At 36.9% G+C, this 15,838-nt stretch carries 13 protein-coding genes; 4 read left to right on the top strand and 9 right to left on the bottom strand.

Annotated features, from left to right (window positions below):
- Window positions 1-7: 7 nt before the first annotated feature.
- Window positions 8-4,201 carry a DNA-directed RNA polymerase subunit beta' gene (gene rpoC, locus RHTP_RS02255; RefSeq protein WP_138106510.1) on the top strand — a complete coding sequence of 1,398 codons (4,194 nt, stop codon included), beginning with the start codon at window positions 8-10 and terminating at the stop codon, window positions 4,199-4,201.
- 244 nt (window positions 4,202-4,445) lie between these two features.
- Here rpoC and RHTP_RS02250 read toward each other — a convergent pair whose 3' ends face one another.
- From RHTP_RS02250 to RHTP_RS02240, 3 genes are all read right to left on the bottom strand, one after another.
- Window positions 4,446-4,871, bottom strand: a complete 426-nt coding sequence (locus RHTP_RS02250; RefSeq protein WP_138106509.1) for a hypothetical protein — start codon at window positions 4,869-4,871, stop codon at window positions 4,446-4,448.
- A gap of 504 nt (window positions 4,872-5,375) precedes the next feature.
- Complete coding sequence (locus tag RHTP_RS02245; RefSeq protein ID WP_138106508.1) at window positions 5,376-5,714, bottom strand: HigA family addiction module antitoxin; 339 nt, start codon at window positions 5,712-5,714, stop codon at window positions 5,376-5,378.
- Between the two features lie 9 nt (window positions 5,715-5,723).
- Window positions 5,724-6,041, bottom strand: a complete 318-nt coding sequence (locus RHTP_RS02240; RefSeq protein ID WP_212742845.1) for a type II toxin-antitoxin system RelE/ParE family toxin — start codon at window positions 6,039-6,041, stop codon at window positions 5,724-5,726.
- A gap of 275 nt (window positions 6,042-6,316) precedes the next feature.
- On the opposite strand from RHTP_RS02240, the gene asnB reads away from it, so the two are divergent.
- Window positions 6,317-8,233, top strand: coding sequence for an asparagine synthase (glutamine-hydrolyzing) (asnB, locus tag RHTP_RS02235; protein WP_138106507.1), 1,917 nt, complete (start codon window positions 6,317-6,319; stop codon window positions 8,231-8,233).
- Here the strand turns inward: asnB and RHTP_RS02230 are convergent.
- Window positions 8,197-9,015, bottom strand: coding sequence for an NAD-dependent epimerase/dehydratase family protein (locus tag RHTP_RS02230; RefSeq protein WP_138106506.1), 819 nt, complete (start codon window positions 9,013-9,015; stop codon window positions 8,197-8,199). The genes asnB and RHTP_RS02230 overlap by 37 nt on opposite strands.
- Before the next feature lie 71 nt (window positions 9,016-9,086).
- Here RHTP_RS02230 and RHTP_RS02225 point away from each other — a divergent pair, with 71 nt between their 5' ends.
- Window positions 9,087-9,569: a TspO/MBR family protein gene (locus RHTP_RS02225; RefSeq protein WP_138106505.1), complete on the top strand. Its 483-nt coding sequence runs from the start codon at window positions 9,087-9,089 to the stop codon at window positions 9,567-9,569.
- A 232-nt stretch (window positions 9,570-9,801) separates the two neighbouring features.
- Here the strand turns inward: RHTP_RS02225 and RHTP_RS02220 are convergent, their stop codons facing one another.
- From RHTP_RS02220 to RHTP_RS02200, 5 genes are all read right to left on the bottom strand, one after another.
- Window positions 9,802-10,686: an IS982 family transposase gene (locus RHTP_RS02220; RefSeq protein WP_138106504.1), complete on the bottom strand. Its 885-nt coding sequence runs from the start codon at window positions 10,684-10,686 to the stop codon at window positions 9,802-9,804.
- A gap of 110 nt (window positions 10,687-10,796) precedes the next feature.
- On the bottom strand, window positions 10,797-11,033 hold the full coding sequence (locus RHTP_RS02215) for a hypothetical protein (RefSeq protein ID WP_138106503.1): 237 nt from the start codon (window positions 11,031-11,033) through the stop codon (window positions 10,797-10,799).
- Between the two features lie 97 nt (window positions 11,034-11,130).
- Window positions 11,131-12,090: a transaldolase gene (gene tal, locus RHTP_RS02210; RefSeq protein ID WP_138106502.1), complete on the bottom strand. Its 960-nt coding sequence runs from the start codon at window positions 12,088-12,090 to the stop codon at window positions 11,131-11,133.
- Window positions 12,091-12,161: 71 nt separating this feature from the next.
- The gene (locus RHTP_RS02205) at window positions 12,162-12,614 is read right to left on the bottom strand and encodes a hypothetical protein (protein ID WP_138106501.1); all 453 of its coding nucleotides are present in this window, start codon (window positions 12,612-12,614) and stop codon (window positions 12,162-12,164) included.
- The gene (locus tag RHTP_RS02200; protein WP_138106500.1) at window positions 12,611-13,357 is read right to left on the bottom strand and encodes a hypothetical protein; all 747 of its coding nucleotides are present in this window, start codon (window positions 13,355-13,357) and stop codon (window positions 12,611-12,613) included. The genes RHTP_RS02205 and RHTP_RS02200 overlap by 4 nt, the downstream gene beginning before the upstream one ends.
- Before the next feature lie 211 nt (window positions 13,358-13,568).
- Here RHTP_RS02200 and RHTP_RS02195 point away from each other — a divergent pair, with 211 nt between their 5' ends.
- On the top strand, window positions 13,569-15,737 hold the full coding sequence (locus RHTP_RS02195) for a hypothetical protein (RefSeq protein WP_138106499.1): 2,169 nt from the start codon (window positions 13,569-13,571) through the stop codon (window positions 15,735-15,737).
- Window positions 15,738-15,838 lie beyond the last annotated feature (101 nt).

Here is a 15,838-nt window from a genome sequence, read left to right as displayed (position 1 = left end):
AACTTAAATGTCGGAAGAATTCAATAATTCCCGCTTTGAAAAAAGCTCTCGTTTTGGGAAAGTGACCATTCAAATTGCATCTGATGATAAAATTCGTAATGAGTGGTCTCGAGGGGAGATTAAAAAAGCTGAAACAATTAACTACCGTACCTATAAGCCAGAAAAGGGTGGGTTGTGTTGTGAAAAGATTTTTGGTCCTACTAAGGATTGGGAATGCGGCTGTGGAAAATATAAGAAGATCAAGCATAAAGGGATTGTTTGTGATCGTTGTGGCGTAGAAGTTACCCTAGCTAAAGTGCGTCGCCAACGAATGGCGCATATTGAGCTTGCTGTTCCTATCGTTCATATCTGGTTTTTTAAAACCATGCCGTCTCGTATTGGTAATATTTTAGGGATGTCTTCTGCTGACTTAGAAAGAGTCATTTATTATGAAGAGTATATTGTTATTGATCCAGCTCAGACAGAATTAGAGAAAAAGCAATTGCTAAGCGATGTTCAGTATCGAGAGGCGCAAGAGAAATGGGGAACCGATACTTTTGTTGCTAAAATGGGTGGAGAAGCTATTCGTGATCTTTTAGAAAAAGAAGATCTACAAACCCTTGTAGTAGAACTAAAAGATAAGTTACGTAAGACAAAGTCCATGCAAGCACGGATGAAATTAGCTAAGAGGCTAAAGATTGTAGAAGGTTTTACTACTTCTCCTAATCGTCCAGACTGGATGGTAATGGCTGCTATCCCTGTAATTCCGCCAGATTTAAGACCTCTTGTTCCTTTGGACGGAGGGCGTTTTGCAACATCTGATTTAAACGATTTATATCGCCGTGTAATCAACCGTAATAATCGCTTAAAAGCGATTTTAAAGTTAAAAACACCTGATGTCATCGTACGCAATGAAAAAAGGATGCTTCAAGAAGCGGTAGACGCTTTATTTGATAACGGTCGTCATGGCCATCCTGTTATGGGAGCAGGTAATCGTCCTCTTAAATCCTTATCAGAAATGTTAAAGGGAAAACAGGGGCGTTTTCGTCAAAATCTTTTAGGAAAAAGAGTAGATTATTCCGGTCGTTCTGTGATTGTTGTAGGTCCTGAACTGAAATTTAATCAGTGTGGTTTGCCCAAGCAGATGGCCTTGCAATTGTTTGAGCCATTTATCATTAAGCGCTTAAAGGATTTAGGTTACGTATACACGATACGTTCTGCTAAAAAGATGATTCAAAAGCAAGCTCCGGCGGTATGGGATGTGTTAGAAGAAATCACAAAAGACCACCCTGTTATTTTGAATCGTGCGCCTACTTTGCATAGATTGGGGTTGCAGGCATTTATACCGACACTTGTTGAAGGGAAAGCCATTCGTGTACATCCGCTTGTATGTTCTGCGTTTAACGCAGACTTTGACGGTGACCAGATGGCAGTTCACGTGCCTTTGTCATTAGAAGCTCAACTAGAAGTAAAGTTATTGATGATGGCACCAGACAACATCTTTTTACCTTCCTCTGGTAAACCTTCCGCAGTTCCTTCACAGGACATGATCTTAGGTTTGTATTACCTGATGTTAGATCCTATTTACATTCCGGAAGAGCATGGCAAAAAAACGAAGGTTTTTGTCGATAAGCAAGAAGTTCTGATGGCTCTAGCACCAGGTGCTGGAAGCTATAACTTTGATGAGCCTCAAGTAGAAGGCGCGCGTCGTGATGACTTAGGAAGAGGAATTAGGTTACATGAAAAAATCAAGCTTAGGTTAGATAATGGCATTATTGAAACAACACCAGGGCGTGTTTTATTCAATATGATTGTTCCTAAAGAGCTTGGGTTTCAAAATTACACCTTGCGTAAGAAGAAAATGAGCGAGCTTGTTCTTGAGGTGTATAAAAAAGTAGGCTTAGAAGCAACTGTGTGTTTCTTAGATGACATTAAAACCCTTGGATTTTCCGAAGCGACAAAAGCTTCTTTATCGATGGGGGTTTGCGATGTTAAAATCCCAACCAATAAGAAAAAAGTTATTGAAGACGCTGAAAAAAGAATCGAAGCGGTTGTTAAACAGTATGAAGATGGTATTATTACCGAGGGAGAGCGCCACTCCAAAATTATTGGTATGTGGACGGAGGTAACCGATCTATTATCTGAAGAGCTATTTAAAATGATTAGCTCACTAAAAGAGGGTGAATTAAATCCTCTTTTCTTAATGATGGATTCTGGTGCTCGAGGTAATAAATCTCAGGTTAAACAGCTTGGTGCTTTGCGAGGTTTGATGGCAAAACCATCTGGTGAGATTATTGAATCTCCTATTATTGCAAACTTCCGTGAAGGATTGAGTGTTCTTGAGTTCTTTATCTCTTCCCACGGAGCCCGAAAAGGTCTTGCTGATACAGCCTTAAAAACAGCGGATTCTGGATATTTAACTCGTCGTCTTGTAGATGTAGGGCAAAATGTCATTATTACAGAAGCTGATTGCGGTACGTTAAATGGAATTGATGTTTTTGCAATTAAACAAGGACAAGAAGAACTTCTTTCTTTGAAAGATCGTATTTTTGGTCGTGCTGTCTGTGAAGATATTTACCAGCCGGGTGATAGTACGCAATTGATTGCAAAAGCAGGAGATGTGCTCAATGTTCTACAAGCAGAAAAAATTGATGATGCAGGAATAGAAAGCGTTCGTATTCGCTCTGCTCTTACTTGTGAAGCAAGAAGAGGAATATGTGCAAAGTGTTATGGTACTGATCTGGCAAATGGAATGCTGATTGGTTTAGGTGAAGCTGTAGGAATTATAGCTGCTCAATCCATCGGAGAACCAGGAACCCAGCTTACTATGCGTACTTTCCATACTGGGGGAATTGCATCAGCGGGTGTTTCTCCTGAATTAATTGCAGAGCACGATGGTGTTTTGGTTTATATGGGCCTTCGTACTGTAGAAACCGATGAACATGTGTTCTTAGCTTTAAATAAAAATGGTTCCTTGCACATTGTGCGTAACGAAGGAAGAACTTTGGATGAGTATAAGAAACTACTCAGCACTAAATCCATAGAACCTTTGCAAACCTTTACTGTAGAATTGGGAACGCGTATTTTACTTGCTGATGGAACTAACATCAAAAAGAAAACAAAAATTGGTTATTGGGAACAGCACAATGTTCCGATTATTTGCGAGCGCCCAGGTTACGTAAAATATGAAGATCTTGTGGAAGGGATTTCTACGCAAAAAGAAATTAATAAGCAAACAGGTCAAACAGAGCTGATTGTTAAACAACATCGTGGTGAACTACATCCTCAGATTGTCATTTATGCAGATCCTAAATGTACAGAACTTGTGGGAACGTATGCGATTCCATCAGGTGCGTATATTTCGGTACAAGAAGGACAATCTGTAACAGCAGGTATGTTGTTAGCTCGTCTTCCTAGAGGAGCCATTAAGACAAAAGATATCGTCGGAGGACTGCCGCGTGTTGCAGAGCTATTCGAAGCTAGACGCCCCAAGGATGCTGCTGAGATTGCTAAGATCGATGGAGTTGTTGATTTCCGTGGAGTGCAAAAGAATAAGCGTATTGTGATTGTCCGCGATGATGAATCCGGCATGGAGCAAGAACATTTAATTCCTTTGACTAAGCACTTAATCGTGCAAAGAGGTGACTTTGTCATTAAAGGACAGCAAATAACCGATGGTTTGGTTGTGCCGCAAGAAATTCTTGATATTTGCGGTGTTCGTGAGCTACAAAGGTATCTTGTTAACCAAGTACAAGAGGTTTATCGTTTACAAGGGGTAGATATCAATGATAAACACATTGAAATTATTATCCGTCAGATGTTGCAAAAAGTGCGTGTAACAGATCCAGGCGACACTATTTTCCTCTATGGAGAAGATGTGGACAAGAAAAACTTCCATGCAATGAACTCTAAAACTTTAAATGAAGGTGGACGTCCTGCACAAGCAACTCCTGTTCTTTTAGGTATTACCAAAGCTTCACTAGGAACAGAGTCCTTTATCTCTGCTGCTTCCTTCCAAGAGACAACACGTGTCTTAACAGATGCAGCCTGTGAAGGTAAAACAGATTACCTGCTCGACTTTAAATCCAATATCATCTTAGGACATATGATTCCTGGAGGAACTGGATTTGAAGAATATCGTGAAAGGGTTTTAAATCTTGATCGTGAAGAGAAAGAACCACTTGTTTTTTCTTTTAACGATGACCCTGTACTTGTTGGATAGCTTTTCTTTTGAATTAAAGCCCTATTGTAAAATAGGGCTTTTTTTGTTTTTTAATGATAGCGGATCTCCCAATACTCATCATCTATTCCAGCCAAATGAGTTCAATATATTCTCTACGCAGACTACCGTCGTTACAGTTAAGGTAAATAGCATTACATATTCTTCTAATTGCACCTTCATTGGTTTTTTTTAAGCAAGATTAATTTTACTCTGAAGTTCAAACAGCAGGCATAAATGCCATTTGTTAGCTTAAGTTGCGAGAATGAATGTCGGCACAAGATTCATCATGCGTTGTCTTACAACATTGCCAACGCCAACGCCAAGTATCATCACCTATGCCAGACCAAGCACATTCAATATATTGTTTGCGAAAATTAGCGTCTTCTTGACTATCGCTTTGGTTAAAGTAAATGGCATTATATATCCTTGTAACTACATCTTTAGCAGCCAAACTATCTCCATTATGGGCAGCTTTAGCTTTGTTAAAAATTTCCTGACCGATATCTTCACATTTTTTTTCACCACTTCTATGGTTAACAATAGAATCAAGAGGTAGGGCAATAAGTCTTTGAACATATTCTTTTTCTTCAGCTGAAAGCTGCGGAAGTAAAGAAGTAGCTGATGACATGGAAAATGCCTTAGAATATCCAGAACCTACTGGTATTGTCATAAAAATCTCCTTGCAGTTGAAAGATTTTGATTATTTAAACGGAAAATGTAAAACAATATTTTGTTTTTAAGCAAGATTAATTTCAGCATTAGGATAATCCATGGGATTAATCTAACCTGAACATGAGACTTCTTAACCTCAATGTTGAATTTAATTAACTAAAAACAAGAAAGATAAGACAGAAATCAGTACAAAAAGACCTCAAAGACCTCTTAATGTTTGTAAAAGTTTCGTTTGAGAAAGAATAACAAAAGAGGTCAAAAATGGAAACGCTTAGTGGAATTGCAGCTTATATGAGGCAGCCTAAAAAGCCTCTATATTTTCCATTTTGGATCTTCTAGCAGGAGCTCGTTCTATTGTAGTTGATGAAGTATCTAAAAATTAAAAACAAGTAAGACAATGAAAAGTCATGATTATTAAAAGGTGCTTATTCAAAACAGTCGTTTCATGTCTAGGAATGTAGGCTAATATACTTTTTATTTTGCTTGAAACAATCTATGGAACCTATATAGAGATAGTTTTGTGATTTTTAGCAGTTCTTCTTCCAGTTAAAGGAAGCCTGATGCGCGAAATCTTTGTGCGATTTTGACTAGCCTCCCACAAATGCACATCGGATTGTAATCCTAGCCAAAATTCGGGAGACATTCCTAAAGCATCAGAAAAATCTAAAGCGATTTGTTCGGTAATTGATCTCTTACCATGAATGATTGCGCTTAGCTTCGGCTGCGTCCATGATCCTCCTAAATGAGCAGCAAATGCAGATTGAGAGATTCCTAAAGGCTCTAGGAATTCCTCTAATAGAATTTTTCCTGGTAACGTTGGCTTTCTGTGTGTTGGCAACATATTTTCCCCCTAATGATAATCAATTATTTTGATTTCGGATGCTTCGCGTTTATCTGCATCCCATTTAAAAACGATCCGGTATTGATCGTTAATTCTAATGCTATACTTTCCTGCAAGATTTCCCGAGAGCTTCTCTAACCTATTATTCGGGGGTATTTTCAAATCTTCTAATCGAAATGCTTTGTTGAGCATATCGAGCTTAGTCGTAGCCTTTTCCCATAAGGTTTGACTAAGCCTCTGTCTAGCTTTTTTCGTATTAACGCCATTATAAATATTCTCTGTTTCATCATCGGAGAAGGATATAATCAATTCGAGTGTCCTTTTCATGTCAGTATATCGAAACTCGATATAATATTTCAATAGAAAAATTATTAGAAGCAAAGTTCAGTGGTAAATCTTTACTCTGTGCAGCAGTAAGCACAACTTTTTGAACACCAATGTTGAGTTTAAGGAAAAAAGGGGTTAAAAAACGCTAGATTGAGGATTTTAATTTCTAATAAGTGGCATTGCTACCTTTTTTATTTTTTTCTTGTTAATAGATATATTTATAAGTCGCTAAAGATTTATAAAAAAACTAGAACTCTTTTAGGAAAAAAATTCTTATGTGTGGAATCCTCTCTGTTTGGAATAAAAAAGAACCACTGCAATCTAGAGTGCTTGAAAAGGCAGTAGAGACATTGCATCATCGCGGTCCTGATTCAAAGAATACATGGCTCTCTTCTGATAAGCAAGTTGGGTTAGGTCATGCGCGATTAAGCATCATAGGCTTGGATAATGGAGTACAACCCGTATCAAATGCTGAAAAAGGCATTTATGCGGTTGTTAACGGAGAGTTTTATGATTATTTAGACATTCGCAAACACTATGAAGAATCGGGATATAAGTTTACCACTGACACAGATAGCGAGATCATTATTCCCCTTTATTTAGAATATGGGACACAATTATTTACCAAGTTAAATGGTGAATTTGCCTTTATTATTTGGGATGAAAGAAAAAAACAAATGATTTGTGCAAGAGATAGATTTGGTATTAAGCCTTTATTTTATGTGTGGGACAAGGGAAATTTCTATGCAGCTTCAGAAATTAAAGCTTTATTGGCATTAGGAATTAAAGCTGAATGGGATAAACACAATGCTTCTATGATCTTTCAAGGAGTTCCCTCATTAAGCGGCTCTTGTTTTAAGAATATTGCCCAAGTCAAGCCCGGGCATTTTTTAATTGTCTCCCAAGATACTCTCACTGAGCAGGAGTACTGGAATTTTACCTATCAAGATTCTCATCAAAAATATAGCGATGAAGAATATATAGCTTTATTTAGAGAAAAATTGAGCACGGCTATTCAGAGAAGATTAATTGCAGATGTACCTGTTGGGTTTTATTTAAGTGGGGGTATTGACTCTAGCGCTGTGATGGCTTTATCCGCCAAATTAGGAAAAAATCTCCAAGCATTTAATATCTCTTTTGATAACGAGGTTTTTGACGAAGAGAAATTTGCTCAAGAGCTGGCAGCTCACACAGGAGTAAAGCTCTCTTCGATCAGAGTTACCCAGCAAGAGATTGCAGATTCTTTTAGCAATGCTATATTCCACCGAGAAGGGCTTGTTTATCAGACAAATGGCGTAGCAAAATACCTACTCAGTAAACACGTTTTTAACTCTGGGTATAAAGTGGTTTTAACAGGCGAGGGCGCGGACGAAGTATTAGCTGGTTATCCTTCTTTTAGAGAAGACATGGCAAATAGTTTAGGTGGTTTAGAGAAAGAATTTTTATTTGATAAGCTTAAAGAAAGCCATGACCTGGCAGGCGCAGCATTTATTTCAGAGGGGAGTTACAATCAACCAGCCCTTAAAGAGATCAGGTCTCAATTGGGTTATATACCATCTCTTTGGAAGATGAGCTTTGATGTGGGGCATTCTATGCAGGCGGTTTATTCCTTGCCTTTTCAAGAGATCATCACTGCATGTAATCCTATGCTTAGCTTTCTCAAAGAGGTCTCACTGCCAAATATTCAAAATGCTCATATCGTCAATAAATCAGCTTATCTTTTTTGTAAATCTTTCCTTCCAGAGCTTGTACTGAGCTATCTGGGCGATCGTATGGAAATGGCTCATTCTATTGAAGGGCGTCTTCCTTTTCTAGATGTAGAAGTAGTAGAATTTGCTAACCAGCTTCCAATTGGATTGAAAATCAAGGGATTAAAAGAGAAGTTCATCCTATATGAAGCTGTTAAAGATCTTATTCCTGCTAGTATTTATCAAAGAAATAAGCACACATTTTCAGCTCCTCATGCAATCAATGACACAGAAAAGAAGAGCCCATTAGAAGTGCACATTCATGATGTCATTCATAGCAGAGATTTTATAGATTTGCCTTTTTTCGATCAGAAAAAAGCCGTTCAATTGTTTGAATCTATGAGAAGTAAATCCACAAGAGATCGAATGATAGCAGAGTCCTCTTTTAACTTAATGTTAAGTGCTTATTATTTGGACAAGCATTTTATTAAATCCTCTGCTTGAATCTTGGGATGTTTAAAAACAAAGCCCATTGATTTAATTTTCTGATTGCAAACTTTATAGCTGCTCTTTGATAAGTCTTTACTCCATATCGGGCAAGGGATACCAGCTAATTGACAAAGATGGGAATAGAGCTCTCTACGGGGCGTGTGATCATCGTTAACCAAATGATAAATACCTGTTAAAGATCTGCCCAAGCAAAACAAAATAGCCGCTATAATATCTTCTAAGTGAATATGGTTTGTGGGCTCATCTCCAGAGCTGAGCATGTTCTTCCCTGAAAAGCGCTTTGCTCGGTCGGGTAGTTCTCGCTTAGGACCATAAATACCTCCTAAACGAAGAATACAAGTAGAAGCATTGCAGTTTAAGTAATAACGTTCCGTCTCAAGCAGTATTTTTGCATTCTCTGATTTTGGACAAAGAACCTTGTCTTCTGCAACCCACTCATTTCCTTCACAGACAGAGGTACTGCTAGTATAAAGCAGATAAAAAGGGGTTTGCCTATCCTTTAAAGCTAAAGAAACCCGCTTAGCTGTTTGCAGATAAACTTCTTCATAGCTTTGAGAGTTTTTAGGGGCTATAAGGATGATTATCCCATCACATGAATCGATTAATTCCTTAAATACTTTATCTTCTTTAGGAAGCAGTACACAGTGTCCATAACAGCTGAGTGCATCAATTCGTTCTTTGCGTGTTGTAGTGATAAAAATTTCGTGAGGTTGGGTTTGAAAACACCTTAATAACTCCTCCCCCACATAACCTGCTCCCATTACTAATAACTTCATTTTTAGAAACTTTTTGTAAATATTTCAGATAATGCTTATTTTGAAGAATCGTATAATTTTAAAGGATACTGATGCTTTCTAAAAATACAAAGGTTTTTATAGAGAAATTTTCACTGTGTCTTCTTCTTTGTTTAGGCGGAGGGTGGCTTACAGGATGGGTTACTGAGCAAGGAATACAAGAATGGTATCCTAGCTTAATAAAGGCTAGTGGAACACCTCCCAATATTGTTTTTCCGATTGTATGGACCATTCTCTATATCTTTATGGCTATTGCATTGACGCTGCTCTGGGTAAGCAAAATCACTAAAAAAAAGACAGCTGTTCTATTATTTGGTATTCAACTGCTTTTAAATTTCAGTTGGTCTTGGTTATTCTTTTATTTAGAGAAAGTAGGCTTAGCTCTTGTCGATATAACTCTTTTATGGATTTGTATTTTTTTTACAATTATTTGCTTTTGGAAGCATACTCGATATGGAAGTTACTTGCTTTTGCCCTATTTAGCTTGGGTTAGTTATGCCTTTTATTTAAATCTATTCATTTGGATGTATAACTAAAGAAGCGATAAAGGGCTCTTTAAAAAAAGCCCATTGTAATCTTCAAGTAAAAAAAGTTGCTGTCTTTAGGTCTATAATTTTAAGCCATCCAATGCCAGGTATCATTACCTATTCCATCCCAAGCTCGTTCAATATATTGCTTACGCAAAGAACCATCATTGCAACTAAAGTAAATAGCATTGCATATTCTTACAACTACGTCTTTAGCTTTATAACCCCAGTTTTGGGTTTTCTAGCTGGTAACTAGCTCTAAACTTTCCTTATCAGACATCCTAATACAAGGCTTTTTAGGTTGCCTCATATAAGCCGCAATTCCACAAAGCGTATTAACCAAAAAGTTACTCACTGATCTATGCCTTGTGTGCTCAATCTGGGATATATTTTTAAGTTGATCATTTACAGTTTCAATAATAACTCTTTTACGCAGTAGTATTTTATCTCTGAGATTCATGAACTTATTTTTCATTTTAGACCGTAAATTTGTGAATAGTTGTAAACCTTTATCCATTAATTTTTTTCCTAATTTCTCTGAAATATACCCTTTATCTCCATAGAGGTTTCCGGTGATTCCCTGTGACAAAACCTCAGCTACAGAAACATCCGATGTATTTCCAGGGGTTAATTGAAACGCTAGAATTTCTCCTACTTCGTTAATGATTAAATGAAGTTTCACTCCAAAGAACCATCCTGCTCCTGTTTTTCCCATTTTTGCAAATTTTGCAAAAACTTTATTTCTTCTAATCCTTTTGTTATGGCAAACTTGTATCTTCGTTGAATCGATAAAACTAACTCCAGTAATTGTACCTTTATTATGTAAAAGATAAGCAAATAGGGGGATGAAAAGATTTTTTAGAAGGTAGACAAATCTGCTATAGCTAATAAGCGTAGGAAACTCCTTATGAAGATAAATCATAACGTGGCTGCAATAGAAGTGTTTGAAATTCCTGTAGTTTGATTGATGAAATAAAATAGATATTGTCATCATTTCAGGAATAGACATTTCTGCTTTAGGTCCTCTTAGAGATTTGCCTTTGGTAATTAAATGTTGCTCCCATTGCTTGTTGAAATCCTTCCAAAAATCATCCACAGAGCAGTATAATTCAATAAGCGTTTCCATTTTTGACCTCTTTTGTTGTTGTTTTTTCTCAAACGAAACTTGTACAACATTAAGAGGTCTTTTTTACACTGTTTTTTTGTCTTATCTTTCCTATTCTTAGTTAATTAAACTCAACATTGGGGTTTATAACTATCTGCATCAGGGGCAGCTTTAGCTCTGTCAAAAATTTCCTGACCTAGTTTTTTGCATTTTTCTTCACCGCTCTCATTGTCAAGGATAGAGTCAAGAGGCATAGAAACAAGCTCTTGAACATACTGTTCTTCCTCAGCTGAAAGCTGTGGGCGGGTAGAGGGAGCTGATGACATAAAAAATATGCTAGAGTTTCCAGAACCTACTGGTGTTGCCATAAAAATCTCCTTGTACAAATGAGGTTTGTTTAATTTAAACGGAGAATGTAAGAAAAAATTTGTTTTTAGGCAAGATTTGAGTTTTACCTGATTCATTTTAGGATATTTTTTGCTCGATCATTTTTCTTAATTTTAGACTATCTTTAGCAAAAACGCGAATTCCTTCAGAGAGTTTCTCTGTTGCCATAGCATTTTCATTGAGGTGCCAACGAAAAGATTTCTCATCTAATGCAATTTGATCAGCAGTGATTTTCTTTGCTGTTTCAGGGTTAAGCTTTTGTTTTAGGGGGCCTTCTAAATTTTGTAGTTCTGCGAGTAATTTAGGAGCAATAGTCAGTAGGTCACAACCAGCTAATTCCAGGATTTCATCCGTGTTGCGAAAACTAGCGCCCATAATTTGGGTTTTATAACCCATTTTTTTATAGTAGTTATAAATAGTTGTAACGGAAATAACACCAGGGTCTTTATCAGGCGGATAAGAGTCTTTTTTTTCCTGTTTTTTATACCAATCTAAGATGCGACCTACAAAGGGAGAGATCAATGTAGCTTTTGCTTCTGCACAAGCTATCGCTTGCTCCAAACTAAAAAGCAGGGTCATGTTGCAGTGAATGCCTTCTTTTTCAAGTTGCTTAGCCGCTTGAATACCTTCCCATGTAGAGGCTAGTTTAATCAGAATGCGTTTATGATCGATACCAGCTTCTTCATATAAAGCAATTAAATGACGAGCTTTTTTCATGCTTTCTTCTGTGTCAAAAGAAAGATGAGCATCGATTTCTGTAGATACACGGCCTGGGATAATTTTTAAAATTTCCAAACCAAAATTCACAAATAACTTATCAATAATGAATTCAATTAAAGCCGTGCCTGTTTGTTTGGTTTTTAATCCTGATTGGATAGCTTCTTCGATTAAGAATTGATATTCAGGTTTATTAGAAGCTGCCAGAATTAAGGAGGGATTAGTTGTTGCATCTGTTGGTAGGTAAGTTTTAATTTCTTCAATTTCTCCCGTATCAGAAACAATCGTTGTTATTTTTTTAAGTTGCTCGAGCTTATTCATATAAACCTTCATTATTAGTAAAGCAGATGGTAACGAACACAAAGTTTAAGGAGAAGTAAAAAAATAAGGATTTAGAAAGCGAATTGAACAGGGTTTACTAATTTAGGAAAGGTTTGGATTTTTTTAAAGCTTTCTTGGAATTCAGCAGGTTTTATCATGGACTGATAACCACCTATGATAATTTGTACTTCTTGGTTATTTTCTAATGCTTCTAAAAAAAAGGCAAGACATTCTGGAGATAAAGGGATTTTTTGTCCTCCTTCTAGACAGTAAGCTAAAAATTGCTGGGATGCCTCTTTTGTGATAAGTTCAATTACGGCGGATTGTTTGATTGCATGAGGATAGAGATTCAAATAAGCCTTTATGTTGTTTCCTATGCAAATTATTTCTAGATCTATGCCACTCATGCGGTAAGACAACTTGCTTGAGCAATGTTCTTTGCAGTCTGAGTAAAGGTGCTCTACTTGCCAGTTTGGAGAATGACCGCAGCTAAAAAGCGCAAGAAGAAGAAAAGCGCATCTCATTTCAAGTAACTTTCATGAAGTTGTTCGCGAATAGATCTTAAGACAATCATTTGCCAATAGGCTCCTAGTGTTTGACAGTCTTCTAACACTTTTTTCTGCAGAGGCAACCAATAGGTCTCTTGAAATTCTGCTTGGTTAAACATCTCTTCAAAACTGCTTTTCTTTACGAGTAAAGCATTCCATTTTTCTAAAAGGGCGGTTTCTAATCGCTCTAGATTTGCTTTTAGTTCTTTAGGAAGGGATGCATATAGATCAGAGGTGCATGTAAAAGACTTAAGTGTTTTTTGAAAAGATTCTAAGTGGCTCGAAAACTCTTTTTTTAAGGCTGTTGTAGTTAGGATATAGGCTTTATTTTCTTTAATAAAAATAAGCTGCAATTTGCGTAAAGGGCCGTATTTAGTTTCCGTATCGATTTGTAAAAGATGAGCTGGGCCTGCTTGTGTTTTCATTAAGCCCATACTGCGCCAGCTTGTTTTTCGAGTTTTTTCATAGATAGCTTGTACCGCTTTTAAGTACTCAGGAAGGTCCACTTTTATTTCTTCGACTGCCAAAATAACAGAAGGAGCAAGCGCTTGCTTGGTCTTGCCGATAAAAGCGATTTTAACCCTTGGAGCCAATATTTTAGGATCAGCAAAATCCCAGTCAGGAGGAGGAGTAAAAAAGCAAGAAGGCTGACCTGTAGTAATACAAAAACAAGAGGGGGAAAATACAAGAGAAAATAAGAAAAGGCATATTTTATACATAAGCTTTTAAGTCTTTAGATTTAAGAAGTATAAAAAACACCTTATATAAAACTAAGAGTTTTTGTGAAGAAAAATTTCCAATTCAAGTTTACAGAATAATAACTATTTTTTTTATTGATCCAGAAAAGGAATAAAAATTATTTAATACATCATTTATACTCGATTTTTGATATAATTATTGGAAAATTATAACTAATTTATTTCAAAGAATATGAGTCAATCAATAAAAAGTTTTTTAAAGCCTACGTATTACATTTCAGAAGAGGATAACCAGCTAAAAGCAAGTGTTCAGATGATTTCTGAGCATAAGCAAAAAGGTGGCTTGAATGGGCATGCTCGAGCTGTAGCCCAAGCTGTTCATAGCATTGTGCTTGTAATCTTCATTAATATTCCTTATCACTTCGCATTAGGAAGTAAAAACTTATTTTTAAATTGTGTTCATCTGAATCTTGAGCTCATGGTTTTAGAGCACTATAATGCAGCCATGCAAAATTTGATCTATTCCGTTATTGCCACGATTTATGTAACGCTTGGAACTTTTATCCCTCCTGTTCTTAACGGATTTAAGATGGAGAGATCTCAACCTGATGATCTCAGTATACCCCTTGACTCTAGCCTCGATATAGCAATTGAAGACCAATCTGAAATAAGAAGCCCTACGCCTTCTCTTGAAGAGATGGATTTAACTAGCATTTTATCTACGCAATCTGAGCCATCTACAGTTGTAGGAAATCAAGATGAGCTTCGGATGGAATTCTCTGAAATGCTTACTAATTCTAATGTATTTTCTTCTGATTTTACTCCTGGTATGCCGAGTGTTGAAGACCAAGAGGAATCTAAAGAGTCTGAAACAAGGGGTTCTATCCCTTTTAATACCCCTAGTGTTCAAAATGAGATTAGAAATGAACATGATTTTGTTTCTTCTCAGCGTTATCCTAATCAAGCAAACTCTATGCCGACATCATCTATCAACACCAATGATGATTTAGTGAGCGATGGTTGGTTGATGACACCTAATGTTAAATCCTTTGCAACCAAGTCTATTAATATTGGTACCCGTGACATGATTGGAGCTTACGGTGTTAATTTGGAGAGACAAGCTTATCGTACGGCCCTTGATGAATATATTCGCATTCTTAAGGATGATTTTGACATTGATCTCAACGAACGACTTACCACAATTGAAAAATGGCTCAGAAGTCCGGCTTATCAAAACAATCCAATAGTCAATGCTCTTTACCGTACTTTATTCTATTTAACAAAGCCAGTTGCTTATGATGATAAAGGTCCTATCTATACTCATGCAAAAGAGCAATATGAAAAATATGTAACCTCACTGCGTGAGCTTCTCTTAATGGTAAAATCTCAAGAGGCTCTAAAGGTTTCAAGAGGCTCTAATATTAAAGAGATTAAAAAATGTTTTACTCTTACATACGCGCTTTGTAAAGCTCGTTTCCGTTCTGAAAATCATGGACTTCTACGTAATCTTCTTCAGCTTCATGAATATGAATATGATCGGCTACACCCTGAAGAAAAGATTCCTGTTGTAACCAGAGAGAATTTCACTCAGGTCGTAATGGCAAAAAATAAGAAGGTAACTGGAGCTCCTGCTTCAATGAAGGTCTCTTCAACTCAGAGAAGCTGCCGAATGGCTTATGGAGCCGTTGGGATTGAAGACTTTTTAATGACAGACATTCCATTTTTAAGAGGAAAACAAGTTTTTAAAAATGATAAGAAAGAGGAGCGTAGTTTCTATTACATGCGTCATCCAACACCACATGTTGAGGGCTCTCTAACTCGGATCACATTAGGGGCCATGTCAAGAATAACCGGTTTAGGTCATATCGAATCAGGTGAAGCTATTGCTCCTGAATTTGAAGGGATGTTGGAAGCAATAGCACAAAGAAACGAATCTTATCTCATTCAATCACACCAACGTCTGAATGATTTAGGTAAAGTAGAAAACGAAGATAGTCGATCACAAACCCTTTATCGCTTGCAAGAAAGCCATAAAAATTTTCATGTAGTCTTTCAAGCTGTTGAAGGCGAGCTCTTTGACCGTAAGGGCTCTTATGAAAAAATGGAGACATTTGCAGATTTAAAAGAGGCAATTAAAGCATCCTTCTACATAGAAGGCAGCCCTAATCGATTACCAGCTCTCCTTGAGAAAGATGAAGATTATTGCAATTTTACAATCGATCAACTGCTCGCTCAGGTTCATCAAACGTTGTTTGGAGAACGTTCTGGTATTTCTTTTGGTGGGCAAGATCCAACAGTGATATTGCAACCATTTTTTAGACACTTAGAACATAAATTTTTCTATCTTCATTCGTATCGTCTCCGCGAGCTATGCAGGGCTCGCTTGCGATATCTTCATTAAAACTTTTCTTTTTATATCACTCTCTCAGCTGTACAATTCCATGCAGCCTCAAAATCTATAGGCGACACATATCCTAAAGTCGAATGCAATCTTTTGCGGTT

The sequence above is a fragment of the Candidatus Rhabdochlamydia sp. T3358 genome, from assembly GCF_901000775.1.
Classification (GTDB): domain Bacteria; phylum Chlamydiota; class Chlamydiia; order Chlamydiales; family Rhabdochlamydiaceae; genus Rhabdochlamydia.
Note: the sequence above shows the minus strand (reverse complement) of the source record. Positions and strands in the feature narration are given on the sequence as shown.

What these genes read in the sequence shown, in the direction of transcription:
- rpoC (WP_138106510.1), top strand. Translation starts at nt 8, where the DNA reads ATGTCGGAAGAATTCAATAATTCCCGCTTTGAAAAAAGCTCTCGTTTT.
- RHTP_RS02250 (WP_138106509.1), bottom strand. Translation starts at nt 4,871, where the DNA reads ATGACAATACCAGTAGGTTCTGGATATTCTAAGGCATTTTCCATGTCA.
- RHTP_RS02245 (WP_138106508.1), bottom strand. Translation starts at nt 5,714, where the DNA reads ATGTTGCCAACACACAGAAAGCCAACGTTACCAGGAAAAATTCTATTA.
- RHTP_RS02240 (WP_212742845.1), bottom strand. Translation starts at nt 6,041, where the DNA reads ATGAAAAGGACACTCGAATTGATTATATCCTTCTCCGATGATGAAACA.
- asnB (WP_138106507.1), top strand. Translation starts at nt 6,317, where the DNA reads ATGTGTGGAATCCTCTCTGTTTGGAATAAAAAAGAACCACTGCAATCT.
- RHTP_RS02230 (WP_138106506.1), bottom strand. Translation starts at nt 9,015, where the DNA reads ATGAAGTTATTAGTAATGGGAGCAGGTTATGTGGGGGAGGAGTTATTA.
- RHTP_RS02225 (WP_138106505.1), top strand. Translation starts at nt 9,087, where the DNA reads ATGCTTTCTAAAAATACAAAGGTTTTTATAGAGAAATTTTCACTGTGT.
- RHTP_RS02220 (WP_138106504.1), bottom strand. Translation starts at nt 10,686, where the DNA reads ATGGAAACGCTTATTGAATTATACTGCTCTGTGGATGATTTTTGGAAG.
- RHTP_RS02215 (WP_138106503.1), bottom strand. Translation starts at nt 11,033, where the DNA reads ATGGCAACACCAGTAGGTTCTGGAAACTCTAGCATATTTTTTATGTCA.
- tal (WP_138106502.1), bottom strand. Translation starts at nt 12,090, where the DNA reads ATGAATAAGCTCGAGCAACTTAAAAAAATAACAACGATTGTTTCTGAT.
- RHTP_RS02205 (WP_138106501.1), bottom strand. Translation starts at nt 12,614, where the DNA reads ATGAGATGCGCTTTTCTTCTTCTTGCGCTTTTTAGCTGCGGTCATTCT.
- RHTP_RS02200 (WP_138106500.1), bottom strand. Translation starts at nt 13,357, where the DNA reads ATGTATAAAATATGCCTTTTCTTATTTTCTCTTGTATTTTCCCCCTCT.
- RHTP_RS02195 (WP_138106499.1), top strand. Translation starts at nt 13,569, where the DNA reads ATGAGTCAATCAATAAAAAGTTTTTTAAAGCCTACGTATTACATTTCA.